The sequence below is a fragment of the Novosphingobium lindaniclasticum LE124 genome, assembly GCF_000445125.1.
GTDB classification, from domain to species: Bacteria; Pseudomonadota; Alphaproteobacteria; order Sphingomonadales; family Sphingomonadaceae; genus Novosphingobium; species Novosphingobium lindaniclasticum.
This window is the reverse complement of sequence record NZ_ATHL01000089.1, coordinates 19669-44767: the sequence shown is the minus strand read 5'-3', so window position 1 is coordinate 44767 and position 25099 is coordinate 19669. Positions and strand designations below refer to the sequence as shown.

22 protein-coding genes and 1 other RNA gene are annotated in these 25099 nt (G+C 65.4%); 7 read left to right on the top strand and 16 right to left on the bottom strand.

Annotation, left to right across the window (positions count from 1 at the left end):
- The first annotated feature begins 65 nt into the window (after nucleotides 1–65).
- Entirely contained in the window at nucleotides 66–812 is a 747-nt protein-coding gene (locus L284_RS38440; protein ID WP_021234699.1) for a 7-carboxy-7-deazaguanine synthase QueE, read from the top strand.
- Between the two features lie 7 nt (nucleotides 813–819).
- On the top strand, nucleotides 820–2250 hold the full coding sequence (locus L284_RS38435) for an MATE family efflux transporter (RefSeq protein WP_021234698.1): 1431 nt from the start codon (nucleotides 820–822) through the stop codon (nucleotides 2248–2250).
- 34 nt (nucleotides 2251–2284) lie between these two features.
- Here L284_RS38435 and L284_RS38430 read toward each other — a convergent pair whose 3' ends face one another.
- The 6 genes from L284_RS38430 to L284_RS38405 form a co-directional block, all read right to left on the bottom strand.
- Complete coding sequence (locus L284_RS38430; RefSeq protein WP_235054418.1) at nucleotides 2285–3895, bottom strand: ATP-binding protein; 1611 nt, start codon at nucleotides 3893–3895, stop codon at nucleotides 2285–2287.
- A gap of 137 nt (nucleotides 3896–4032) precedes the next feature.
- On the bottom strand, nucleotides 4033–4797 hold the full coding sequence (locus L284_RS38425; protein WP_021234696.1) for a TIGR02186 family protein: 765 nt from the start codon (nucleotides 4795–4797) through the stop codon (nucleotides 4033–4035).
- Nucleotides 4794–5708, bottom strand: coding sequence for a sulfite exporter TauE/SafE family protein (locus L284_RS38420; RefSeq protein ID WP_021234695.1), 915 nt, complete (start codon nucleotides 5706–5708; stop codon nucleotides 4794–4796). The genes L284_RS38425 and L284_RS38420 overlap by 4 nt, the downstream gene beginning before the upstream one ends.
- Before the next feature lie 47 nt (nucleotides 5709–5755).
- On the bottom strand, nucleotides 5756–6988 hold the full coding sequence (locus tag L284_RS38415; protein ID WP_021234694.1) for a hypothetical protein: 1233 nt from the start codon (nucleotides 6986–6988) through the stop codon (nucleotides 5756–5758).
- A complete protein-coding gene (locus tag L284_RS38410) occupies nucleotides 6985–8397 on the bottom strand; it encodes a glycosyl transferase family protein (RefSeq protein ID WP_021234693.1) in 1413 nt (470 codons plus the stop codon). Before L284_RS38410 ends, L284_RS38415 begins: the two co-directional genes overlap by 4 nt.
- Nucleotides 8398–8555: 158 nt before the next feature.
- On the bottom strand, nucleotides 8556–8984 hold the full coding sequence (locus tag L284_RS38405; RefSeq protein ID WP_031342524.1) for a VOC family protein: 429 nt from the start codon (nucleotides 8982–8984) through the stop codon (nucleotides 8556–8558).
- Nucleotides 8985–9215: 231 nt separating this feature from the next.
- On the opposite strand from L284_RS38405, the gene L284_RS38400 reads away from it, so the two are divergent.
- Nucleotides 9216–10016 (top strand): metallophosphoesterase, encoded by an 801-nt coding sequence (locus L284_RS38400; RefSeq protein WP_021234691.1) that lies wholly within the window; start codon nucleotides 9216–9218, stop codon nucleotides 10014–10016.
- Nucleotides 10017–10157: 141 nt separating this feature from the next.
- Here L284_RS38400 and rnpB read toward each other — a convergent pair.
- From rnpB to L284_RS38385, 4 genes are all read right to left on the bottom strand, one after another.
- Nucleotides 10158–10598, bottom strand: an RNA gene (gene rnpB, locus L284_RS46915) — RNase P RNA component class A.
- A 9-nt stretch (nucleotides 10599–10607) separates the two neighbouring features.
- Nucleotides 10608–11312, bottom strand: coding sequence for an N-acetylmuramoyl-L-alanine amidase (locus tag L284_RS38395; RefSeq protein WP_021234690.1), 705 nt, complete (start codon nucleotides 11310–11312; stop codon nucleotides 10608–10610).
- A gap of 25 nt (nucleotides 11313–11337) precedes the next feature.
- A complete protein-coding gene (locus L284_RS38390; RefSeq protein WP_021234689.1) occupies nucleotides 11338–11979 on the bottom strand; it encodes a histidine phosphotransferase family protein in 642 nt (213 codons plus the stop codon).
- Between the two features lie 35 nt (nucleotides 11980–12014).
- Complete coding sequence (locus tag L284_RS38385; RefSeq protein ID WP_021234688.1) at nucleotides 12015–12440, bottom strand: M67 family metallopeptidase; 426 nt, start codon at nucleotides 12438–12440, stop codon at nucleotides 12015–12017.
- 18 nt (nucleotides 12441–12458) lie between these two features.
- Here L284_RS38385 and L284_RS38380 point away from each other — a divergent pair, with 18 nt between their 5' ends.
- Together L284_RS38380 and rpoH are read left to right on the top strand one after the other, a co-directional pair.
- Complete coding sequence (locus L284_RS38380) at nucleotides 12459–13403, top strand: RluA family pseudouridine synthase (RefSeq protein ID WP_021234687.1); 945 nt, start codon at nucleotides 12459–12461, stop codon at nucleotides 13401–13403.
- A 94-nt stretch (nucleotides 13404–13497) separates the two neighbouring features.
- Entirely contained in the window at nucleotides 13498–14400 is a 903-nt protein-coding gene (gene rpoH, locus L284_RS38375) for an RNA polymerase sigma factor RpoH (protein WP_021234686.1), read from the top strand.
- Between the two features lie 244 nt (nucleotides 14401–14644).
- Here the strand turns inward: rpoH and L284_RS38370 are convergent, their stop codons facing one another.
- From L284_RS38370 to L284_RS38355, 4 genes are read right to left on the bottom strand one after another with little or no spacing between them, the layout of a single operon-like run.
- Entirely contained in the window at nucleotides 14645–15742 is a 1098-nt protein-coding gene (locus L284_RS38370; RefSeq protein ID WP_021234685.1) for an oxidoreductase, read from the bottom strand.
- Nucleotides 15743–15758: 16 nt separating this feature from the next.
- Complete coding sequence (locus tag L284_RS38365; protein WP_021234684.1) at nucleotides 15759–17384, bottom strand: NAD-dependent malic enzyme; 1626 nt, start codon at nucleotides 17382–17384, stop codon at nucleotides 15759–15761.
- 16 nt (nucleotides 17385–17400) lie between these two features.
- Entirely contained in the window at nucleotides 17401–18858 is a 1458-nt protein-coding gene (locus L284_RS38360; RefSeq protein ID WP_031342518.1) for an alginate export family protein, read from the bottom strand.
- 60 nt (nucleotides 18859–18918) lie between these two features.
- Nucleotides 18919–20253 carry a dicarboxylate/amino acid:cation symporter gene (locus tag L284_RS38355; RefSeq protein ID WP_021234682.1) on the bottom strand — a complete coding sequence of 445 codons (1335 nt, stop codon included), beginning with the start codon at nucleotides 20251–20253 and terminating at the stop codon, nucleotides 18919–18921.
- Nucleotides 20254–20487: 234 nt separating this feature from the next.
- On the opposite strand from L284_RS38355, the gene L284_RS38350 reads away from it, so the two are divergent.
- Nucleotides 20488–22197 (top strand): sensor histidine kinase, encoded by a 1710-nt coding sequence (locus tag L284_RS38350; RefSeq protein WP_021234681.1) that lies wholly within the window; start codon nucleotides 20488–20490, stop codon nucleotides 22195–22197.
- Nucleotides 22197–23495, top strand: a complete 1299-nt coding sequence (locus L284_RS38345) for a sigma-54-dependent transcriptional regulator (protein WP_021234680.1) — start codon at nucleotides 22197–22199, stop codon at nucleotides 23493–23495. The genes L284_RS38350 and L284_RS38345 overlap by 1 nt, the downstream gene beginning before the upstream one ends.
- 214 nt (nucleotides 23496–23709) lie before the next feature.
- Here L284_RS38345 and L284_RS38340 read toward each other — a convergent pair whose 3' ends face one another.
- Together L284_RS38340 and L284_RS38335 are read right to left on the bottom strand one after the other, a co-directional pair.
- Complete coding sequence (locus tag L284_RS38340) at nucleotides 23710–24093, bottom strand: OsmC family protein (protein WP_021234679.1); 384 nt, start codon at nucleotides 24091–24093, stop codon at nucleotides 23710–23712.
- Nucleotides 24094–24106: 13 nt separating this feature from the next.
- Nucleotides 24107–25003 (bottom strand): pirin family protein, encoded by an 897-nt coding sequence (locus tag L284_RS38335; RefSeq protein ID WP_021234678.1) that lies wholly within the window; start codon nucleotides 25001–25003, stop codon nucleotides 24107–24109.
- Nucleotides 25004–25099 lie beyond the last annotated feature (96 nt).

Genomic DNA, 25099 nt, shown 5'->3' with positions numbered 1-25099 from the left:
TTTTCTCCCCTGGACCGTGTAAACTGTGTCAAGCAACCCCCTCCAGACTGCATTCGAGAATACCCGTGACGCTTGCCCTTGCCACCACCACCCCCGGCGAACCCGAAGTGTTCGCTTCGCTTCAGGGCGAAGGCGCCAGCATGGGGCGGCCGAGCACCTTCGTGCGGCTGTCGCGCTGCAACCTTGCCTGCGAGTGGTGTGACACCGCCTATACCTGGCGCTTTTCCGGCGATAACCGCTTCCATCGGGACGACCTGGCGTTCGAGCGCAAGGCCAACCAGGTCATGGCCGAGGAAGCAGACGTGGCGCGCATGGTGGCCGACCTTCCTCCCGACCGCCTCGTCATAACGGGCGGAGAGCCGCTGCTTCAGGGGCCGCAACTGGCGCGGATGCTGGCGGCGCTCGACGAAGCACGGCCCGGGATGCATGTGGAGATCGAGACCAACGGCTCGGTGGCGCCGCATGCCGTGCTCGACGCGCGGGTGCAGCAGTACAATGTCAGCCCCAAGCTCTCGCACAGCGGCAATCCGGCGGAACTGGCGTTGGTGCCGGAGCGGCTCGACGCCTGGGCGGCCGATCCGCGTGCCTGGTTCAAGTTCGTGGTGGCGGAACCGGCCGATGTGGAGGAAGTTCGCGCGCTGAAGGAGCGCCATGCGATCCCCGCAGAGCGGATATTCCTGATGCCGGAGGGCCGCTCCAGCGATGTCATCCGGCAGAGGTCGGGATGGCTTTCGGACATCTGCACGCGGGAAGGCTATCGCTTCAGCGACCGCCTGCACATTCATATCTGGGGCGATACGCGGGGAACTTGAGGGGGACATGAACGAGGCATCGCCGATTCCGACCGGGGGCATGGAACCCGAGGAGGCCCCTTCTCCGCCACAGATGGCGCGGATGCAGGGCGACCTGACCCAGGGCCCGATCCTGAAGACCTTGATGGTCTTCTCGATCCCGATGCTGATCTCCAACGTCCTGCAGACGCTCAACGGCTCGGTCAACGCCATCTGGGTCGGCCGCCTGCTGGGTGAGAGCGCATTGGCGGCGACGGCGAACGCGAACATCGTCATGTTTCTGCTGATCGCGCTGGTCTTCGGCTTCGGCATGGCCACGACGGTGCGCGTCGGCCAGCATTTCGGCGCCCGGCAGATCGAAGCGGCGCGGATGACGTTCGGTTCGGGTCTGGGCTTCTGCCTCCTGCTCTCGGTGCTCTGCGCGATCGGCGGCTGGCTCGGCGCCGAAGCGCTGTTGAACGCGTTGGGCACGCCCGGCAAGAGCCGCATCGAGGCGCTGGCCTATCTGCGGGTGATCTTCGTGACGCTGCCGCTGGGCTCGCTCTCGCTGATGGTATCGATGGGCATGCGCGGCGCCGGCGATTCGAAGACGCCGCTCCATGCGATGATCCTGACGGTGGCGCTCGACGTGATCCTCAACCCCCTGCTGATCATCGGTCCGGGTCCGATACCCACGCTGGGCATCGCCGGCTCTGCGGCCGCCACCGCCTTCGCGAATCTCGCGGGCTTGGCGTTCCAGCTCTGGACGATCTACCGCAAGGACCTGCCGATGCGCCTGCGCGGGGCGGAACTGGGCTACCTGATCCCCCACGGGAGCGAGCTGAAGTACGTGATCCTCAAGGGTCTGCCCATGGGCGCGCAGATGCTGCTGGCCACTTCGGCCGGCCTCATCATGGTCGGCCTGGTCAACCGCGAGGGTCTCGATTCGGCCGCGGCCTATGGCGCGTCGCTGCAATTGTGGAACTATCTGCAGATGCCGGCGATGGCGATCGGCTCGGCCGTGAGCGCGATGGTCGCGCAGTCGCTGGGCGCGCACGACCACGGGCGCGTCGGCAAAGTGACGGAGATCGGCCTCGTCGCCAATCTCGCGCTCTCCACGGTGATGGCGGCGGTGATCGTGGTGTTCGATCATCCGCTCCTGGCGCTGTTCCTGGGCGGAAACAGCCCGGCCATGCCGATCGCGCAGCATATCCAGCTGGTCTGCACCGCCTCGTTTGTAATCGTGTCGATCACCATGATCCTCACCGGGACCATGCGTGCCTATGGCGCGGTGGTGGTGCCGCTGATCATCATGTTCCTCGGGCTCTATCCGGGACGGCTGGGCTTCTACCACCTTGCCTATCCGCTGATCGGCAGTGAGGCGCTGTGGTGGGCCTATCCGGTCGGTTCGGCGCTGACAGTGGTTCTGACGCTCGCCTACTATCGCTGGGGCAAGTGGCGGGCGGCATACAGGCCCTGACCGCGCAGCGCCGCCCGATCTGAGCGCGCGGTGTCTAGCGGCCCTGGGCGCGCCAGCGCTGGACGGTGCGCAGGACCATGTCCTCCTCGCCCCCCGACGTGCTCCACAGCTGCGTGAACGAAGGATCGGCGGAGGCCGGGCGCCTGGATTCTTCCAGATCGTCGAAAGCGGCGCGGACCGGAATGGCCACGCCCTCGCCGCAGATCACGCACTCGCGGTTGCGGAGCGCAGGAATCGCATCGAGGAACCCGCGCGCGCCTTCCGGCATGGCGGCGCGGACGAAAGCCTGGTCACGGTCGTTGTTGAGGCGCATGGCGATGATCGTACCGCACTGCGAAAGCACGCCTTCGGCAAGATCGGAGGGGCGCTGGGTGATCAGGCCCAGCGCGATGCCGTACTTGCGCCCCTCCTTGGCGATGCGGGAGAGGATGCGGCCCACGGAGGAACCGTCCGCATTCTTCTCGCTGGGAACGTAGCGATGCGCTTCCTCGCAGACGAGCAGGATCGGCCGCGTCCTTTCCTCTCGCGCCCACACCGCGAAGTCGAAAACCATGCGGCTCAGCACGGCCACCACCGTGCGGGTGATCTCGGACGGCACTCCGGACACGTCGATGATCGAGATCGGCCGCCCGCGCGAGGGCAGGCGGAACAGCGTGGAGATGAACTCCGCCATCGTGTCGCCCACCAGCATGCCGGAGAACAGGAACTGGTAGCGCGGATCGCCCTTGAGTTCGTCCAGCTTGTTCTTGAGCCGCATGTAAGGCGCGCTGGAGTGCCCCTTGTCGAGCTTGCCCATGTGGTTGCCGAGGATCACGGACAAGTCGGACAGCAAATAGGGAATAGGGGAATCCACGGTGATCTTGCCGATCTGCTCGGCCAGGCGGTTGCGCGATCGCGCCTCCAGCAGGCACTTGCCGAGGATCTCGCAGTCGAGCTGCCGCTCCTCGCCGTGAGCCGTGACGAGGATTTCGCAGTGCTCCTCGAAGTTCATAAGCCAATAGGGCATCCGCAGGTTCGAGACGTCGAGGATCACGCCGGTGTCGCGGAAGGCCGCGGCATATTCGCCGTGCGGATCGATCATGATGATATGACCTTCCGGGGCCTGCTCGCAGATCCGGTGAAGCAGCAGCGCGGCGCTGGTCGACTTGCCGGTGCCGGTCGAACCCAGCAGCGCGAAGTGCTTGCCCAGCAGGGCATCGATGTAGAGCCCCGCGCGGATGTCCCTGGTAGGATAGACGGTACCGATCTGAATCGCCTGCCGCCCGTCGCCGGCGTAGACCTGCCTCAAGTCGCCCGTGCCGGCGGGATAGACCAGCGCCCCAGGCGTGGGATAGCGAGTCACGCCGCGCCGAAATCCGTGGATGCGGCCGGTCGAAGGCTCTTCCACCCCTTCGCCGAGGAAGTCCGCATCGGCAACGATGCCGCCCGGCACGGTCGTATCGCTTTTCTGATTGCGGATGCTGGCGAGCAGCCAGCCCGAGCCGACGCGGATCTTGACCTGGCTACCGACCTGCCCGGCCATGGCGATAGAAGGATCTCCATCCTGCGCCGCCGCGCTCAGGCGATCGAGATCGAGGGAAATGCGCGTTCCTGCACCGGAAATCTCGAGGACCACGCCGATCGGCATGTGCCCGCTCTCCCCCATGGCAAACTCCCGCTGCGGAGCGGCCAGAGGATTGAAGCCTTGCATTCGCACTTCGTTCATTGAGGCCCCCGAACCGGCAATCGGGGCAACGGTAGAATGGGGCGGTTAATTTCCGGCTAAGCGGCTTTCCGGGCAAATCAACGAAGGGCGAAAAGGCGGCCCGCCAGCCAGCCCATTCCGATGGACACCAGAACGGCCAGCATGCCGTAAGCGAAGCCGTAGTCCTGCGCAAAGTTAGCGGTGGCACGCTCGAACCCGAGTTTGCGCACTTCGACCTGGCTGCTGGCCGATGCCACCACGCGTCCGTTCGAAACGGCGTAAGTCTCTGCGGTGTAAGTGCCTGTCGGCACTTGCGAGGGCAACCAGATGCGGGCCTGGTAGAGCACTTGTTCGCTGACTTTCACGCCGCCCTCTTCCTCGCGGTAAAGCCCGCTGCGGCGGTTCAGGTCGACGAGGCCATCGGAAAAGCGCGTCTGCTCTCCGGGATCGATGGCGCCGATAGGGGAAAGTTGCAGCCACTTGAGACCAAGTTCGTAGATCGCGGCGGTCTTGTCGTCGACGATGTCCTTAATCGGCCGGGTCGACGCCAGCGCATAATAGGAAGGAGCCGAACGCAGTTCCGTGCTGTCCACATTGATCCATATGCCGGCGACTTTCTGCTTTTCGCGCAGCACGATCGACTGGGTCGGCCCTTTCAGCACGACGACGATGTCGTAGTCTTGCGCGGCGCGGGAGCCTTCCGGCGTCAGGATCGCTCCGAAAAGCAGCAGTTCGGTGCCGGTGAAACCCTGCCTGAGATCGACCTCGTGCTGCGACACTTCGGGCACCAGGATCGGATCGCGCGCACCGCCCAGCAGCAGTGCCGCCACGAGTGCGAACGCCGATCCCAGGCGGCGCTTCACAGCGGAGCGACCGTGTAGATCTCGTCCGGGCGGTAGCCGAGGCCGATCGCCATCCGTCCCGCCACCAGCAGGACGATGATCGCGAGCACAAGGCGCAGCTTCACCGGGCTGGCCTTCTGGGCGAACTGCGCGCCAAGCTGCGCGCCCGTGACCGAGCCCAGCAGCAGCAAGGATGCCAGGACGATGTCCACGGCATGGGTGGTCATCGAATGCATCATCGTCGTTGCCATGGTGACGAACAGGATCTGGAACAGCGAAGTGCCGACCACGACGTTGGCGCTCATGCCCAGGATGTAGAGCATCGCGGGGACCAGGATGAACCCGCCGCCCACGCCCATCAGCATCGTGAGAATGCCCGTGCCGATGCCGAGCAGCAGCGGCGCCAGAGGAGAGATGTAAAGCCCGGAGCGATAGAACCGCCACCGCAGCGGCAGGCTGGCGACCATCGGATGGTGCCGTCGCTTGCGCGCGGCGATCGGGACTCCGGAGCGTTCGGCGCGGATCGTCTGAATGCTTTCCTTGGCCATCAATCCGCCGATGGAGCCGAGCATCAGCACATAGAGGATGTTGATGACCGTATCAATCTGGCCGAGTCGTTGCAGCAGGCTGAACAGCCCGGCGCCGATCCCGGTGCCGACGATGCCGCCGGCCACCATGACTCCGCCCATATGATAGTCCACGCCGCCGCGCCGCGTATGGGCGAAGACGCCCGATACACTGGCGCCGGTGACCTGGCTCGCCGCCGAGGCTGCCGCCACGGTCGGCGGGATGCCGTAGAAGATCATCAGCGGCGTGGTCAGAAAGCCGCCGCCCACGCCAAACATGCCTGAAAGCAGGCCCGTGATCGCTCCCAGGCCGACGATGATGAGACCGTTGACCGAGAGATTGGCTATGGGGAGGTAAACATCCATTCCACCCCTCTCGCTAACGCAGCAACAGGCTCTAGGAAAGCCGGGAATCAGAAACCTGCGGATAGAGTGACTGCCGGTCCCGAGCCCGGCTCGGCGTCCCCGGCCAAGCGGAACCGCCAGTCCGCCGCCAGACGACCGAAAGCCCCGCGTCCCAGAGGGAAGGCGAGCATTGCCGAAGGACCGGCATCGAACCTGCCCGCGCCCTTCTGCACCCCGCCCCAGACTCCGCCACCGAGGCGCGCTTCGAAGCCCCCCGACGCGAAAAGCGAGCGATCGGCGCGGAACTGCCCATCGGCGAAAGGCGTGGCAAATCCTCCCGCCACATAGCCGGCCTGCCCGTAAGCCTCTCCGCGCAGCCCGCCCGGCAGAGAGAACGGCGGCAGTTCGCTGACCACCATCGCCGCAGGCTGGAAACGGCGGATGCCGCCCTGCTCCGTCAATCTTCCCTCGACGGCGGCGATCACCGGGATGGATGGAAGAGGTCTTGCGGACAAGCCCAACGCTCCAGAGGTTTGTCGAAACGCCGAATTGAGCGTCGTCGTCGTCCGCATATAGGCGGTGAACTGCCGGGGATCGCGGGGAGCGAATTTGTAGCGAAACACGGCACCGGTCTGGCTGGCGCCATATGTAGCCGGAAATACTCCATTGGTGATCGGACCCGCGCCGTCAGGACGATACATCGCCCAGGAGTCCGCCGACCATCGCCTGGGAAGCGGCGGCTTGGCGGCAGAATTGGGGCCGACCGTCGAAGGCGGATAAGGCTGCGCGCCTAATTGCGAGAGCGGCGGGAGGCCGGTCGGCATCCGCGCATTGCCGCGGGGCACGGGCTCTTCGTCCAAGCCGGCAAACTGCGCCGAAGCATAGCGAAAGCCGGGTTGCTGCCGCGGGCCATAGCCCGCTTCCAGGCCATATCCTGTCAGCGGCATCCGTGCGCCTTCCGGCACGCGCGCGTTCGCGGCGCCGTCCCGGACGGGTACGCGCACGAACACGGGATAGGGCTGCCCTGTCGGCACCCCATACCCGGCCTGCCCCGCGCCCCAATATCCCCCGGGCGGGTAGAGACCTGCCCCCGGAGGAGTGATCGGGCCGGCCGAGGGCTCGTCGCCGTCTGAACTGCCAAGTCCAATCGAGCCGCTGGAATGGAAAGGGGCAGCATGGATTGCCTTGGCTTCAGTGGGCCAGGAACCGTCCCAGGTCGACACCCGCCCGCCCATCCAGCCGGCGAGCACCGCCAGCAGGGCGACGAGAGGCTGACCGCGAAATTGCTGTGCCACGCTCATGCTGCAAGCACTCCACCGGCGGCGGCAGGATGTGCGTCATGCCGCGTCTTGTCCCAGATGACCTGCCCGCCTCGCAGCGTCTTGACGTAGGAAGACAGCGCATCCCGGCCCGCCATGATCGCGATGTAGTTGGCCACGGGAATGCGCAGGATCGCCCAGAACCCTTGCGCCAGGCCGTATTCGCGGCCGGTGAACAGAGCCCGCATCAAACTGCGCCAGATCAGACTGAACAGGCCTATCGCGATCATCCACCCCAGGATCGGCGGCGGCGGCATGCTTGCCGACCAACCGAAGATTCGCGGCACGCCCAGAACACCCTCCACCAGGATCAGCGCATAGCTGCAGGCAAGTACGATCGCGGTGAGCGGTCCGCGCCGATCGCGCAGGGCCATCCAGGTGTCTGCGCCCCCTCCCTCCCAGCCGAGCCGTTCCCAGCCCTGAAAGGCGATTCCATGTATCCAGCGGGTCTTCTGCCTTATCGATTCCCGAAAGCGGGCCGGAAAGTAGGCTCTGGTCGCGACCAGATCGCCTTGCGCGTCTCGCACCCGCAGAAATCGCGAACGCCCTCCCGCGCGAGAGACGAGCACGCCGAGTTCGTAATCCTCGGTGAGACACTCGGCCGCGAATGGTCCGGGATTGCCGGCTGCAAGGCGACTTTGCGCGATCCGCTCCAGCATGTCGCGGGCGAAACCGCACCCCACTCCAGCAGCCGGGATCGCGGCGCCGAGCCCGTCCCGCACCACCAGCGACTTGGTATGCGCTTCGGTGAATTCGTCCAGGTAATGTCCGCCCACCCAGCGCGACGCCGGCTGCGGCTCCGGCCGCACGGGAAGCTGGACGAAATCGGCCGAAACGAGTCCCGCATCGACCACCGCGAGTTCGGCAGCATGAACCATGTCTTCCGAATCGTGGAGGATGACGCAGCGAAAAGCGCGCCCGGATCGCTTCTCATCGTCGCAAAGAGCGCGATAGAGCCGGTTCAGGCAGTCCGCCTTGGTGGTCGGGCCAGCGCGCTCATGAATGATCACGCGTATGCGGGGATCGGTGTCAGCGCCCTCGATCGCGGCAGTGACGGTCGCGGGATCGTTGCCATAGCAACCCACGTAAAGCGTGAAATCGTCCTGCTGCCATGCGGAAAGCGCGTGGCGGATCGTATGACCGATCACCTGATCTTCCTGCCAGGCGGCGATGAAGATCGCAGCTTTTCCCCGCAGGGGCGCCTGAGCCTCGTCACGCGATATCGTGCCGGTCCTGGCGCGGCCCGTCAGGCGGAACCATAGCCAGCAGCAGTCCACCGCCAGTTCGTCGACAGTGCCGACGAGCACCCAGAAACCGGCAAAGAGCAGCAATTCCTGCTCGATCATGAGCAGGCCTGACAGCGCCTGCCGAACTGGTTCCGCCAATCCCATGTTAGCCCCCGCTAAGATCGCAAAAGATCCAGGCCCGGATTACCGGCGCGCGATTCTGCGCCAGGAATCCGAACTTCATTGCGCAGCGGGAGCTATTGCGGCTTGTCGCGCCGCACCAATGAACAGGCGTTTATTTCACAATGTTAACTAACCCGTTCTTACCAGCTGCCGATGTTGGGCAGCGAAGCCCAGGGTTCGGCAGGATCGAGGCGGCCATCCTGAAGCAGCTCTACCGAGATACCGTCCGGCGTGCGGACGAAGGCCATGTGCCCATCGCGCGGCGGGCGGTTGATCGTCACGCCGGCATCGGCGAGCGTCTGGCAGGTGGCGTAGATGTCGTCGACCTGGAACGCGAGATGGCCGAAATTGCGGCCTCCGGCATATTCCTCGAAGGATCCATCCTCGGCCGGCCAGTTATAGGTCAATTCGACTTCCGCCTCCTCACCCGGCACCGCCAGATAAATGAGCGTGAAGCGGCCCTGCTCGCTCGAAAAGCGGCGCGTTTCCTTGAGGCCGATCAGTTCGAAGAAGCGGATAGTCGCGTCCGGATCGGTCACGCGGATCATCGTGTGGAGGTACTTCGTCACGGGATTTCCTTCAATTCGGCGCATGTATCTAGGGCGTAAAGGTGAGCGGCGTCACCCTTTCCCCCTTCCGTCAGCCTCGTGACCTTGCCGGCCGGAGGCGTCAAGCGGACGGGCAGATGGGACTGCGGGTCGCCGCTATCAAGAGCGAACAACGGCTCGCCTTACGAGCGGCAAGAGCCAAGGCGCGCCGCTTGTCGGCGGCGGCGGAGCTTTCTATAACCGAACCGACGCATGCTAGCGAAGATCAGAAACCTGCTCGGCCGCGCTCCCAGCGCCCGCCTTCCCGAACTGCCCGCCGGACAGCGCGTCTATGCGATCGGCGATATCCACGGGCGGCTCGACCTGTTCGAGCGTCTGATCGACGCCATCGAGCGCGACGATAGCCAAAGGAATGGTGCTCGCAGCCTCGTCATCCTCCTCGGCGACCTGATCGATCGCGGGCCGGACAGTGCCGGAGTGCTGGCCGCGGCCCGCGCGCTTGCCCGCCGCCGCGACGTCGAATTCATCCAGGGCAATCATGAGGAAATGCTCCTGGTCTCGCGCGACAAGCTGGATGCTTTCCGCAGCTTCCTGAAATTCGGTGGCCGTGAAACGATCCTGTCCTATGGCCTGGATCCGGACTTCGTGCGGGAAGCCGAACTCGAAGACCTGCACCGCGCGGCGATGGACGCCATTCCGCAGCTGGACTTCGATTTCGTCGACAGCTTCCAGAAGATGATTCGCCTGGGAGATTATGTCTTCGTCCATGCCGGGGTACGTCCGGGCACGCCGCTGGACAACCAGCTCGGGCATGACTGCCGCTGGATACGCGAGCCTTTCCTCAGCCATAATGGCGAGTTCGGCGGATTTGTCGTTCACGGACATACGATCACCGAGGAGCCCGCCCTTCGCAGCAACCGCGTCGGCATCGATACGGGCGCCTATATGCACGGCCGGCTCACCGCGATCGGTCTGCAAGGTAGCGAGCGCTGGTTCATCCAGGCTTGCGAAGGCGCGGACGGCATTTCCGTGCAGGTCGCGGCGGAAGCCTGACTTGCGCGCCATCCTTTCGTCATTTCCGGCGTAGCGAAGCGTTCCGGAGTTCGTCGCAGATCCGCTCTGGGTTGCCGTGTCGGCTTCGCCGCCTCGCAATGACAGGGGCGGACAAGCGGGACTCCAGCCTTGTCATAAAAACGCACCGGGGAGCCTGTAAGCCGGGTTTTGTACCTGGCGTGGTCTCCCCAAGGAGGGACCTTACGCCGCGGCGGCAGCCATTCCTCTAGGCGGTGCATTGCTGCGCCGCTCAAGCGACCAACCCGGGCTGCCTGGGTCCGAAACGAACCCGCCGTTCAAGACGGCGCGCAGCCCCTATTCGGTCTTGCTCCGAGTGGGGTTTGCCATGCCGCTTTCCGTTACCGGAAGCGCGGTGCGCTCTTACCGCACCCTTTCACCCTTACCTGCCGCAAGGGATGAACCCTGTTGGCGAGGCGGTCTGCTCTCTGTGGCACTTTCCCTAAGCTTCGCCGGGCCTGAAAACCCGACTCGCCCGGCGGGTGTTACCCGCCACCCTTGTTTCGTGGAGCCCGGACTTTCCTCGCGCGCCGAAATGACGCCCGCGGCTGCCCGGCTCCCCGGTGCGGGCGCTCACGTAGCACGGCCGGTGTCCCGCTCCAACAGCAGTTCTAACAGAATTGCGCCGATTTCGCCGTCGATTTGCCCGTCGATCAGTTCGGGCCGCCAGCGCCGCTGGAATGCCGTGACCGCCGCCCGGCCATCGGAAATATCGTAGCCGAAGCGTTCCAGAGCGAGATAGAACGCGCCGGGATTGTCGTAGAAAAGGTTCATCTTCGCGGCGGGAATCTTCAGCGCAAGACCGAGTTCGCCCAGACGCGCCCAGTCGAAATACTCGCCGGGGTCCTGCTTGCGGGCCGGCGCGATGTCGGAATGGCCAACCACATTGCCGCGCGGGATGTCGTTACGCTTGACGATGTCGGCGAGAAGCGGAAGCAATGCTTCCATCTGCGCTTCCGGAAACGGCCGATAGCCCCATTCGTGCCCGGGATTGACCAGCTCGATGCCGATCGAGGCGGAGTTCACGTCCGTCACCCCGCGCCAGTAGGACCGCCCGGCATGCCATGCCCGCTTGTTCTCCGGCACGAGAGAAGTGACCACGCCCTCCTCGTCGATCATGTAATGCGCCGAGACCTCTGCCTTGGGGTCGCACATCCGCTCGAGCGCCTCGGCCGCCGATTTCATGCCCGTGTAGTGCAGCACGACCATCGAAATCGGCAGCTTGCGCTCGTTGAAATTGGGCGAGGCGACCGTGCGATTGACCAGCCAGCGGTTCATCGTCCTTTCCCCGCCCCCTATTCCATCAGGCTCCGGGCAGCACAGCGCCGAGAACCAGCGCATCCTCTGCCAGGGCATATTGCAGCTTGCCGCCCTGCCCGTGCGCCAGTTGCTGGATCATCGCCGCAGGTGCCGTGCGGCTTGAAAGGTCGCCTTCCGGCAGAGCTCCTTCCAAGGCGCGGCCAATGTCGCGATCGAAGGCGATGCGCGGGCCCGCCGCGCGCACGACGATCTCGCTCATGCCGTCGCGGAATTCCGCCGCGAGATCGAGCGTGCCGCCGCGCGGCAGGGCCTCGATGCCGATCAGGCCGAAGTTGAGCAGCGTCTTCACCGCCGGCTTGGGCAACATGTCGCTGGCGAGCGCCCAGTTGAGCACGATGCGAGCATTGTTGGCCACCAGCGCATCGATCAGGGCGCGGGCCTCGCTGACCGGAACCATTTCACCGAAGCCCCCCGCCGCACCGAAGGCGAGGCGAAAGAACTTCAGCTTGTCGGCCGAGATGCGCGCGCTCTGGTCCAGTAGCTCGAAACAGCGCTGGCGCATTTCGGGATCCTTTTCATCCGCGAGCAGCTCCAGCCCGTTGGTCAGCGCACCGACCGGGCTGAGCATGTCATGGCACAGGCGCGAACATAGCAGGCTGGCAAGTTCGAGCGAGCTGGTCGTCATGGACTGGGGACTTCCCTTTTAACGGTCGATGGAGTTCAGGCATTCGGATTCTGGCCAAGAGAGGCCGTTGGCCCGACGATATGGTATGTCACGGGCGCAAATCCATTCCCGGTATCGCGCCAGAATGCAACCTGCCCGGTCGCTATGATCGCCCAAACGCGCAAATCGCCGGTGGAATGTTCGCAATCCGTCGCCGATGGCACCGGGTGGCCCACGGGATGGGAGTGATAGTATCCCAGCACCTCGGGACCGCCGCGTCGCGCCGCGCGGTGCGCCGCCAGGAGGGTGGCCGGATCGATCTCGAAGTGGCGCGCAGGGTCAGCGGCGACATTGGCGGCGGGGATCGCCCCTTCTATGCGATCCTCCCGGCCCGTCAGAATGCCGCAACACTCCTGAGGGTCGGCCTTGTCGGATTCTTCACGCAATCTTGCGATCACGTCACTTGTCACTTCAACATTCATCCCCAAATCCTACAGGCAATGGGGGCTTCCGAAAATATCATTCAGGGGTTCATCGGCAGCGAAGGCGGCCGATTGGACAGGGCGCTGGCCGACGCCAGCGGACTTTCGCGCGAACGCATCAAGGCGCTGATGAGCGAAGGCCGCATCTTGCTGGCGGGCAAGCCGGTCTCGCAGGCCTCGCTCAAGGTGGCGGGCGGCACGGCTTTCGCGATCGACGTGCCCGAAGCCGCCCCGGCCGAAGCGGTCGCGCAGGACATTCCGCTCAACGTCGTGTTCGAGGACGAATACCTGATCATCGTGGACAAGCCGGCGGGTCTGGTCGTCCATCCGGCTGCGGGCAATCTCGACGGCACTTTGGTCAATGCCCTGCTCCATCATTGCCGAGGCCAGCTTTCCGGCATCGGCGGGGTAGCGCGGCCCGGGATCGTCCATCGGATCGACAAGGACACCTCGGGCCTGCTGGTGGTGGCCAAGACGGACAAGGCGCACGAAGGGCTGGCGGTGCAGTTCGCGGACCATTCGATCGCACGCGCCTACCGGGCCGTCGTGTCCGGTCGCCCGATCCCGGCCGCCGGAACGGTGCGCGGGGCGATCGCCCGATCGAGCGTCAATCGCAAGAAGATGGCGCTGGTGGAGGATGGGCGCGGCAAACATGCAGTAACCCATTACCGCACGCTCGAAGCCCTGAAGAACGCGAGTCTGGTGGAGTGCCGCCTGGAAACCGGGCGCACCCATCAGGTGCGCGTTCACATGTCGTCAATCGGCCATTCGCTACTGGGAGACCCTGTATATGGTCGTACACCTTCAGCGATTCGCCCGATTCTTCAGCGGCTCGGTTTCACCCGACAAGCTCTTCATGCTGCGGAACTTGGCTTCGTCCATCCCGTTACAGGAGAGAACGTCCATTTCATCAGCCCGTTGCCCGACGACATGCGGACACTGATCGATGAACTGCGACACTGAAATCGGATTAATGTGCTATCTTTAAAAGGTGGCCCCAAGCTAAGACGCCTCGCAAGGGTCTTCGACCGCGGGCCGACCGGAAAGGACGGATATTGTGAGCAAGGAACGTAATCTCCCGGCGGTGCCGGCACTGGGCGGCGAGCAGAGCCTCAACCGCTACCTGTCCGAGATCCGCAAGTTCCCCCTTCTCGCGCCCGAGCAGGAATACATGCTCGCCAAGCGCTACAAGGAGCATGAGGATCCGGCGGCTGCCGGCCAGCTGGTGACCAGCCACCTTCGCCTTGTTGCGAAGATCGCGATGGGTTACCGCGGCTACGGCCTGCCGGTCTCGGAACTGATCTCCGAAGGCAACATCGGCCTCATGCAGGGTGTGAAGAAGTTCGAACCCGATCGGGGCTTCCGCCTCGCCACTTACGCTATGTGGTGGATCAAGGCATCGATTCAAGAGTACATCCTGCGTTCGTGGTCGCTCGTGAAGATGGGCACCACCGCCGCGCAGAAGAAGCTGTTCTTCAACCTTCGCCGGATGAAGAAGAACCTCGACGCCTACGAGGATTCCGACCTTCATCCGGACGACCTCGCAAAGATCGCGACCACGCTCGGCGTTTCCGAGCAGGAAGTGGTCAACATGAACCGGCGCATGATGATGGGCGGCGATGCCTCGCTGAACGTCTCCCTGCGCGAGGAAGGCGAAGGCCAGTGGCAGGACGTTCTCGCGGACGACCGTCCGCTCCAGGACGAAACCGTCGCGGATGCCGAGGAAGCCACCGTGCGTCACGCCATGCTGGTCGAGGCCATGGACGGCCTCAACGAGCGTGAGCGCGACATCCTGATGGAACGCCGCCTGACCGAAGACCCGAAGACGCTCGAGGAACTGAGCCAGGTCTACCGCGTCAGCCGCGAGCGTGTCCGCCAGATCGAGGTGCGCGCGTTCGAGAAGCTGCAAAAGGCGATGAACCGCATCGCCAGCGACCGTAAGCTCCTGCCTGCGGGCTAAGCTTCGGCTTAAGAATGAGGAACGGGCTGTCCGAAAGGGCGGCCCGTTTTCTTGTGGGTAATAGGGCGGACGTTCCGGGCTCGATCCTCGGGCCACCTTCACGAAACCAGAGGTCATCCTGAACCAAGTTCAGGTGACGTATGATGATGTTGCCGTCTGGTTCGGTGCATCAACCCAGTGCGGTTTGCGACTCAGGATTGCTTCGCTGCGCTCGCAATGACGAAGGGCCGCGTAGACCGTCGGGCTAGGGCGTAAACCCATAGGCCCGGCTCGCCACCCACGCAGCACGTTCGGCATCGGTCAGCGGCAGTTCCACGCTGCACCCTTCCGCAGCAGACCGCTCGGCTGCTTCGATCACCGCCATGACCGCCAGCGACTGGATCGGCGGCACCGGATTGGCGTCCCTCCCCCTCACCGCCTCCGCCACGAGCCGATAGAACTCCCGCTGGTCGCCGTGCTCGGCCGGAAGGCGGCTGGCGTGTCCTTCGGCGTCGTAGAGCACGAGCGGGTCAGGGTCTTCACCCCAGCCGGGTGCGCCCGGCGTCATGCCGGCGAGCAGCTGGCTTTCCTGCACGTCCATGCCGTGCTTCAACGCGGTGCCGCCCGTGCCGTGAACGATGAAGCGCGGAACGCCGCCTGCTACCAGCATCGAGGCGTGGAGGATTGCGCGGCGATCTTCGAATTCCAGCACGACATGCGCCCAATCCGCGCTGCGCGCGCCCCTGCGCTGGAGCGCCAGCGAAGCCGTGACCCAGTCGGGCAGGCCCATCAGCAGCAGTGCATGATCGACAAGGTGCGGCCCGAGATCGAACCACACGCCGGCGCCCGGCCCGTCACCCTCGCGCCAACGATCGCGGACTTGCGGGCGGAAGCGGTCGAAATGGATCTCCAGATGCGTGGGGTCGCCTACCAGGCCTGCGTCGATCGCCTTGTGCACGCTGCGAAAATCGCTGTCCCAGCGGCGATTGTGGAAGACGGTGAGTTGACGGCCGGTCTTCTCGGCCAGCGCGATCAGCGCTCGCGCCTCGGCAAGGTCCAGGGTGAAAGGCTTGTCGACGACGACATGCTTGCCCGCCCGCAGCGCCGCTTCCGCCAGCGGGAAGTGCGTATCGTTGGGCGTCGCGATAACGACAAGATCGACTGCCGGATCGCCGAGCACGGCCGACGAATCCTCGTGGATCGTCGCTTCCGGGAAGCGTTCGAGAACCTTGTCTCGGCTGCGGCTGGCGAAGCGGTCTAGCTCCAGTCCCTCGACCGCCCGGATCAGCGGCGCGTGAAACGTCGCCCCGGCATAGCCATAGCCAAGAAGGCCAACCGTAAGTGTGTGGCTTGCCGGGGTCACGTCGGTTTCCTTCCGCTCAGGCGTATCGGGCCTGCCACATGCTTGCGGCGATGCTCTCGCGCGTCAATGCTGCCGGCTCGGCAGTTGCGAGCCCCTCAGCCTGCGCCTGCACCGCGACGGCGACGGCGATTTCCAGTGCCACCTGGCGAAGTTCGGTCACGGCGGGCAACAGGCCGTCGTGGCTGTCGTCGCTGAGTTCCCCCAGGCGACGCGCGGCGGCCATGAACATGCCGTCGCTGATGGCGGTGGCTCCGCTGGCGAGTGCGCCGAGGCCGACGCCGGGGAAGATGTAGACATTGTTGACCTGCGTGACGCCCGGCGTCCCGAAGGGGCTGCCGGTGCCGACGATCGCCCTGCCGCCGGTCCATTCGAGAACGTCCGCCGGATGGGCCTCGGCGCGGGAGATCGGGTTGGAGAGCGGGAAGACCACCGGCCGCTCGACCTTCTCGGCCATCGTGCGGATGGTGCGTTCGTCGAACGCCGTCTTCTGGCCCGAAGTGCCGATCAGCACGGTGGGATGGACGTTGGCGACCACTTCCTGAAGCGAGATCATGTTCTGGCCGCTGACGTTCCAGCCTTCGATCTCCGCCGGATCGCGCGCCAGCTTCAACTGCTGCTGCGGCAGGCGCGGAATGTCGGAGAGGATCAGGCCGTCGCGATCCACCGCCCAGATCTTCGCGCGTGCCGCTTTCTCGTCGAGCCCGTCGGCCATCATCGCCTGGACCAGCATCTCGGCCACGCCGCTGCCGGCTGCACCCGCGCCGAACAGCACCACGCGCTGCTCGGTAAGCGGCACCCCGGTCCTGCCGATCGCGGCGAGCAAGGTGCCGACGGCGGTTGCGGCAGTGCCCTGGATATCGTCGTTGAAGCTCAACAGGCGGCCGCGATAACGCACGAGCAGATCGTAGGCATTCTTGCCCGCGAAATCCTCCCACTGGAGCAGGACACCGGGAAAGCGATCGTCCACCGCGCTGACGAAAGCCTCCACGAAATCGTCGTATTCCTGCCCGCGCACGCGCGGGGCGCGCCAACCCACATAGAGCGGATCTTCGCGCCGCGCATGATTGTCGGTGCCAAGATCCAGCAGGATCGGCAGGACTTCGGACGGGTGAATACCCGCGCAGGCGGTGTAGAGCGCCAGCTTGCCGATCGGAATGCCCATGCCGCCCGCGCCCTGGTCGCCCAGGCCGAGAATCCGCTCGCCGTCGCTGACGACGATCACTTTCACCCGGTCATATGCGGGATCGGCCAGAATGTCGGAGATGCGCTCCTTGTTGGGATAGCTCAGGAACAACCCGCGCGGGCGGCGCCAGATCTCGCTGAAACGCTCGCAGCCCTCGCCCACCGTCGGCGTATAGACCAGCGGCAACATGCGCGGCAGATCGCTTTGCACCAGCGCATGGAACAGCACCTCATTCGAGTCTTGAAGCTCGCGCAGGAAGGCATAGCGCTGGAAGTCGCTTTCCTTTTCCTCCAGCGCCTTGCGGCGGCGTTCGATCTGGCTGTCGAGCGTGCCGACATGCGGTGGCAGCAGGCCGTGCAGGCCGAATTCGTCACGCTCCTCGGCAGTGAAGGCGGTTCCCTTGTTGGTCAGGGGATCGGACAGCAGAGCGCGGGCGGCGGCGTGACGGGTGGGGGACATCGGCGACCTTCTTTCTTCAGAAACGAAAACTCAGCCAGCCCGCGAGAAAATCGGAGCTGCGGTACCCCGCATCGGTCAGCGCGGGGCCGGCTTCGAGATGCTCGTAGCGCCCGGTGAACGAAACGCGCGGCGAAATCTGCCAGACCGCCTGCAAGCGGGCGAGTTCGGCGATCTTGCGCGCCCGGCCGTTCTGGGTGCCGGCAAAGGGTTGGCCGTTGGCCCGATAGACCGCATCGGTGACACTGTCACGCCAGGCGAAGCGGTATTCGGCATTCACTTTCACGTTCTTGAGCGGCGAGAAGCTGAAAGTGGGCGCGAAGGAACGCAAGTTGCTGGGCGTCAGGTAAAGCTGGTAGCTGTAGTAGACGTTGTTGCCGAAAGGCGAGTAGGCGTCGCGCAGCTTGCCGTCACCATAGTCGCCGCCGCCGCTGGCATAGTCGGCACTCAGACCGATGCGCGGCGCGGACTTCGACGCCCCCAGACGCCAGGACTGGGCGAGCAGCACCTGCCAGGCATCGATCTTCTGATCCATGAACGTTCCCCACTGGTGGTTCACCGTCCAGTTGAGCTGGATCGGCCCGGCATCGCCGTAGACGTGGACCCCGCCGTACCAGCGCGTCGCCGGGCCGATCCGCCCTCCCCAGGTGCCGACGCCGTTACGCCGCCGCCAGAGGAAGGGATCGACGAAGAGCTTCGAATCGCCAAGGAACGTCTTCGGCACGGCGTATCCCAGCGTCACGCCGGAGAACCGGCGTTCGGGGTCGCTCCTGTCATCGCCGATGCCGTCCTCGCCATAGGCAGTGGGGCGCAAGTCGAACACGTCGGCGCGCACCGCCTTGCCGCGCACCCAGGCGCGCACACCGTTCAGCGTGTAATGGATCGTGTTGTTGTCGCGCTGCGAGGTCAGCAGGTTGGGTCCGTCGACGAACTCCTGCCGGCCATAGCGGATGCCCGCGTCCAGCCCCGCGACCTGCCCGTGCGCCTCCGCAAAGTATTGCTGGGCGACGAGGCCGTTGCGCATGTTGGTGGCCGGAGTGCCAAGGTTCCTGCCCGCCAGCCCGGCATGGGCCAGTTCGCCGAAGAAGCGCAAGTGCGACCCGACATGCAGGTCCGTCCCCGCCACCAGGCGGCTGATGTCCTGCCGCTGCGCCTCGGCCTCGCGCAAGTTGGGATTGGTGGTCTGGTTGACGCGAAGGCGAAGCTCGCCGGAAAGCGTCAGGTAGATGTCACCGTCGCCATCGATCGGCAGGAACTTGAGCCGGTCCAGCGGATCGTCCCGCTTCCCGTCGTCGGCCATGACCCGCCAGTCCTCGGCCCAGCGGGAGATGCTGTAGCCGTTGATCACGACACCGTCGCCGTTGGAGGAAACCGGGTAGATCGGGGTTTTCGTCTCTTCGGCCTGAGCCGTAGAGCCAGCCGTCATGGAGGCGCAGCAAAGGGTGGCGGCAAGCAGCCGCGCAGGCACTGTCTTCATGGTCGTGGTTCCTGTGCGGGGCCTCAGGCCCCGTGCCTGTTCAGGTCAGATCAGGTCAGGTCAGACGAGCGCGGGGCGCGCCGTGGCGGGCTCGCGATTGGCGAGCACGGCGCGGAACCGCTCGGTGTCGAGCTTGCCTTCCCAGCGCGAGACGACGACCGTCGCCACGGCATTGCCGATGAAGTTGGTGAGGCTGCGGCACTCCGACATGAAACGGTCGACCCCCAGGATCAGCGCCATGCCCGCGACCGGCACCGAAGGCACGATCGAGAGCGTCGCGGCGAGCGTGATGAAGCCCGCGCCGGTCACCCCCGCCGCGCCCTTGGACGAGAGCATGGCCACGCCCAGCAGCAGCACCTGCTGGCCCAGCGTCAGTTCCACATTGCAGGCCTGGGCGATGAACAGCGCCGCCAGCGTCATGTAGATATTGGTGCCGTCGAGGTTGAAGCTGTAACCGGTGGGCACGACGAGGCCGACGATGCTCTTGGGGCACCCTGCGCGCTCCATCTTCTCCATCAGCGAAGGCAGCGCGCTTTCCGAGGAGGACGTGCCGAGCACCAGCAGCAGTTCGGCCTTGAGATAGGAGATCAGCGAGAAGATCGAGAAGCCCGCAAAGCGCGCGACCAGGCCCAGCACCACGACCACGAACAGCGCCGATGTGACGTAGAACGTCGCCACCAGCCCGACGAGGTTGGCGAGGCTGCCCACACCGTACTTGCCGATCGTGAAGGCCATGGCGCCGAAGGCACCGATCGGCGCGGCCTTCATGACGATCGACACGAGCTTGAAGAACACCAGCGAGACGTCCTCCAGCAGCGAAAGCGGACGCGCGCCGCGGTCGCCAAGCATAGCCAGAGCGATGCCGAAAAGAATGGCGACGACGAGGACCTGAAGGATGTTGCCCTGCGTCAGGGAGGACAGGAACGTGTTCGGGATCATCTCCATGAGGAACCCGGTGATCGAAGTGTCGTGCGCCTTCTCGGAGTAAGTTGCGACCTTGGAGGCATCGAGCGTGGCAGGATCGATGTTCAGGCCGTGACCGGGGCGAACCACGTTCGCCACGATCAGCCCGACGATCAGCGCCAGGGTGGAGAAGAAGAAGAAGTAGCCGAACGCCTTGCCCGCAACGCGGCCGACCGAGCGCAAGTCACGCATCGAAGCGATGCCGGTGACGATGGTCAGGAAGATGACCGGCGCGATTACCATCTTGACCAGCTTGATGAAGGCATCGCCAAGCGGCTTCAGCGCCTCGCCGGTCGCGGGGAAGAAGTGGCCCAATGTCACCCCCGCCGCGATGGCGATCAGCACCTGCACATAGAGATGACCGTACCAGCGTCCAGGTGCCGACGGCTCCGGCGCAGACGATTCATGCGTGTCGATGATGGGGGTATGCATGGGCAGGCCTTTCTTCCTCTCTCTGCACGCGCATGACTTACGCCCTGTCGTGTGCTCGACAAAAGGTGTTCGATTCCATCCTGCGGCCAAAGCAGTTTTTGCATGATCAGCAAGCGGCTGATTTCCTGCGATTCAAGCGAAACCCTGCATCGACATTGCGCAGGAATTTGCACATTGTACTGCAGCGATGTGCCGAAATTTGCACATTGCGCGGCATATGCCTAAACCGGCGCCGTGACTCGCCGCCACAGCCTCGCCTGGCTATTCGCCGCTTTTGCCGCCGCCCTGATCGCCGCAGGTGTTGCCGGAGAGATCGTGCGGCAACGCGCTTCCGCCGCCTTCGCCGCCTCGGTCGAAGCCGACGCCCGGCTCAGGCAGGCCTTGCTCGACAGCGAGATCGCCCGTTTCCGCCTGCTGCCGCAGGCCTTGGCCGACGACCGCGACGTCATCGCTGCCGCGAATGGCGAGCCGGGAGCCGACCGGCGCCTGAACGCCAAGCTGGACGCTTTCGCACGTCGCATTGGCGCTGCCGCCATCTACCTCGTCGGCGACGATGGCTTCGCTGTTTCGGCCAGCAACTGGCGCGACGGCACCAGCTTCGTCGGGCGGGGCTACCGTTTTCGCCGCTACTATCGCGATGCCTTGCAGCACGGCGACGGCGCGCAGTTCGCACTCGGGACCGTCAGCCACCGTCCGGGCCTCTACCTTGCGCGCAAGGCGGCAGGAGACTGCGTGATCGTGATCAAGCTCGATTTCGACCGGATCGAGGCGCAGTGGCGCAAGGCGGGCGGCGAGACTTTCGTGACCAATCACGATGGCGTGATACTCGTGGCCAGTCGCCCGGAGTGGCGCTTCGCCATGACCCGCCCCATCACCGCTGCGCGGCAAAAGACGATCGCGGCGGACATCGGCATTCCCAGACTGGCGCCTGCGCCTTACACGAGGGAATGGGACGGTTTCTTGCACAAGCCCGGTGGGACCGCGCGCCACCTGCTCGCCACCAGCCCGCCCAATCCCGATCGATGGCGGGTCAATCTCGCGCTGCCGATCCGCGTCGCCGTTACGACGCCGATGCGCAGCGCGCAGGCGGTTGCGGCGATCCTGACGCTCGCGGCCGTCGGCGGGCTCTGGTGGGTGGCCCAACGCAACCGCCGCCGCCGCGAACGCACTGCGCTGCTCGAAACCGCCGTCACCGAACGGACCGCCGAACTGCGCCGGGAGATGGAGGAACGCTCCACCCTCGAACAGCGCGCGGCGCTTCTGCGCGAGGAACTGCGCCTGGCAAACCGCCTGGCGACGCTGGGGCAAGTCACCGCCAGCGTCGCGCACGAGACCGCTCAGCCCGTCGCCGCGATCCGTAACTACGCCCGTTCGGCAGGGCAGTTGCTGGACCTGGGCGCCGATGTGGAGGTGCATGAAAACCTCTCCGCCATCGATCGTATGGCCGAACGCATCGGCGTGATCACTGCGCAGCTTCGCGGCTTCGCGCGTAAGGCAAGCGGCCGTGAAGGCGCGGTGTCGGTGGCCGAAGTCCTCGACGGTGCGCGACTGCTGCTCAAGGAGCGCCTTGCCGCGCTGACGTTAGACACGCCCGCGATCCCCGACGACCTCAAGGTGCGCGGTGACAAAGTCCGGCTCGAACAGATCCTGGTGAACCTGCTCCAGAACGCCGCGGAAGCACTGGCCGCCCAGCCCGATGCCCGCATCACCCTGAGGCTGGCCATCGAAGAGGAAATCCTGCGCCTCACCGTCTCGGACAACGGCCCCGGCATCGCCCCCGACATCGCCGACCGCCTCTTCACTCCCTTCGTGACCAGCCGCGCCGAGGGCCTCGGCCTCGGCCTCGTGATCGCGCAGGATATCGCCCAGGAATTTGGCGGTTCCCTGCGCCTGGTGCCGAGCGAAACCGGCGCCGCCTTCGAACTGCAACTGAGACTTGCCTGATGGAATCCTTCCGCCGCATCGCCCTTGTAGAAGATGACGAGGACCTGGCCCGCTCGACCGCGCAACTGCTCCGGCTCGCCGGTTTCGAGGTGGAGCATTTTCCTGCCGCCACACCCGCCCTTGCCGCCGTGTCCGTCGACTGGCCGGGCGTCGTCGTCACCGACGTGCGCATGCCGCATGTCTCGGGCACCGAACTCTTCCGCCAGCTTCACGAGCGCGACCCGGAACTGCCGGTAATCCTCGTCACCGGCCATGGCGACATCGAGATGGCGGTGCAGATGCTCAAGGCCGGTGCCTGGGACTTCCTGACCAAGCCCTTTGCACCCGACGCCCTGATCGCCGCCGTGAACCGTGCCGCGACCGCCCGCGCACTGACGCTCGAAAACCGCCGTTTGCGCACTCTGGCGCAGGCCGGCGATGCCCCCGTGTTCCTCGGCGAAAGCCCCGCGATCCGCCGCCTGCGCGAGATGATCCCGGTGCTCGCCAATGCCGATATCGACCTCTTCATCGAGGGCGAGACCGGCACCGGCAAGGACCTCCTCGCCCGCCTGATCCACCGCTCCGGCAAGCGCGCACGCCAGCGCTTCCTGCCCCTCGCCTGCGCCGGAATGCCCGAGACCCTGGCGGAGCCGCTGTTCACGGGCGCTGGCCACGCCGAACCCGGACTTGCCGCCGCGCATCGCGGCACGCTCTACCTCGACGACATAGATCGCGCCCCCGCGCACTTGCAGGAACGCCTGCTGCCCTTCGTCGAACAGCGCGCGCTACGCCGCCGGGACGAGGCCATGCCGATCGACGTGCGGGTGATCTCCACCAGCCAGACCGCCGCCGAAGGCCCGCCGCCCGCGCTCCTGCCGCCGCTGTTCTATCGCCTCGCCGCGATGCGCCTTTCCGTGCCGCCGCTGCGCGAGCGCCGCGAGGATATCGCCCCGCTCTTCGCGCGCTTTGCCGGAGATGCCGCCAGCCGGAGCGGCCGCGACCTGCCACCGGTTACGGCTGCCGTCCGCACGATGCTGGAGCGCCACGACTGGCCGGGCAACGTGCGCGAACTCGCCAACTTCGCCGAACAGTTCGCGCTGGGCCTCGGCGAATCCTCGCCCACCCCCTCACCCTCGGCGGCAAAAGGCCTGACCGAGCGCGTGGACGCCTTCGAACGGGAGGAAATCGTCGCCGCCGTGCTCGCCGCGAACGGGGAGATCGGAGCCGCCATCCGCGCGCTCGATCTGCCGCGCAAGACGTTTTATTATAAGGTGAACAAGCACGGGATCGATCTGGCGGCCTTGCGCCAGAAGGGGTGAAGAAGCGGGGGTGGAGAAAAGCAAAAGCAGGGGGGCATGGCCCCCCTGCACCCCCAGAAATGTCCAGGTCACGCAGGCCGACAGCCTCGTGTGCCCATGGCTGCGTCGGGAGACTTGTTGGCTGCGCCGCAAGGAGCGCGATACGGATAGGTCGGGCGCGACGATGACATTCCGAGGGTCTGGGGGATCATCCCCCAGGACTTCCTCTTCCCCGTCAAACCAGCTCCGTCTCGATCCCCAGCCCCGACTTCAAAGTCAAAGTCACGGGCGTCCGCTCCGCGATATCCGCAAGCCGGGCCTTCTGCTCCTCATCCAGCCCGACGATCGAGAGCTTCCGCTCGATCCGCATCTCTTCCTTCGAGCCCTTGAGACGCAAATCCACGTCCACCGAAACCAGCGGCCAAGCCTTGCGAGCCGCGTACATCTTCAAAGTGATCGCCGTGCAGGCCCCGAGGCTGGCGAGGAGCAGGTCGTAGGGAGCCGGCCCCGCCCCCTGCCCGCCAAGCGCTTCCGGTTCGTCGGCGGTGATCGCGTGGCCGCCGACCATGATCTCGGTGCGCCAGGCGGTCTCACCGATATGCGCGGTTCCATGTGCCATGGTCTGGTGCTCCTCAGGCCGGAAGCGGGATGAAGTCGTGCTCTTCGGGCACGCGGGCGAAGCGCTGTTCCTTCCAGTCTTCCTTGGCCTGTTCGATGCGGTCGAGCGAGGAAGAGACGAAGTTCCAGAAGATGTGGCGCTTTTCCGGGAGCGGTTCGCCGCCCAGCAGCATCAGGCGGGTGCCGCCCTTGGCCCTCAGGATCACTTCGGCGCCCGGCTTGAACACGACCAGTTCGGTCTCCTTGAAGCTGCCCGTCTGGCCTTCCACTTCGACTTCGCCGCCGACGACATAGATCGCGCGTTCTACGTGCTCGGCCTTCACCTGGTAACGCGCGCCGTCGAGCATGACGATATCGGCATAGACCATGTCGGAGTAGGTCTTGAGCGGCGAGGTCAGGCCGTCGGAGGTGCCGGCGATCAGCGTCAGGCGGGTTCCGGCGTCGTCGGTCACGGGGATCTCGTCGGCCTTGTGATGGGCGAAGGCCGGGGCGATTTCTTCGGCTTCCTTGGGCAGCGCGATCCAGGTCTGGAGGCCGAACAGCTTGCCGCCGCTGGCGCGGACTTCGGGAGAGGTGCGCTCGGAATGGACGATGCCGCTGCCCGCCGTCATCCAGTTGACCTCGCCGGGGCGGATCGCCTGGGCCGAGCCGAGCGAGTCGCGGTGGAAGATCTCGCCTTCGACAAGGTAGGTCAGGGTGGAGAGGCCAATGTGCGGATGCGGGCGCACGTCCAGGCCTTCGCCGCTGCGGAACACCGCTTCGCCCATCTGGTCGAAGAAGATGAAGGGGCCGACCATCCGGCGCTGCGCGGTGGGCAGCGCGCGGCGGACCTGGAAACCGTCACCGAGATCGCGGACGGGGGGAAGGACGACGAGGTCTACGCCTTCGATATCGGATGAATGGACGGTCATGGGGCAATCCTTCCTTGCGCTTCTTCTGTGCGTTTGAGCGCCGGGGAGAGTCTTGGCGCCGAACCGGAAAATTTCAATCGGGGAGATGGGGAGCGG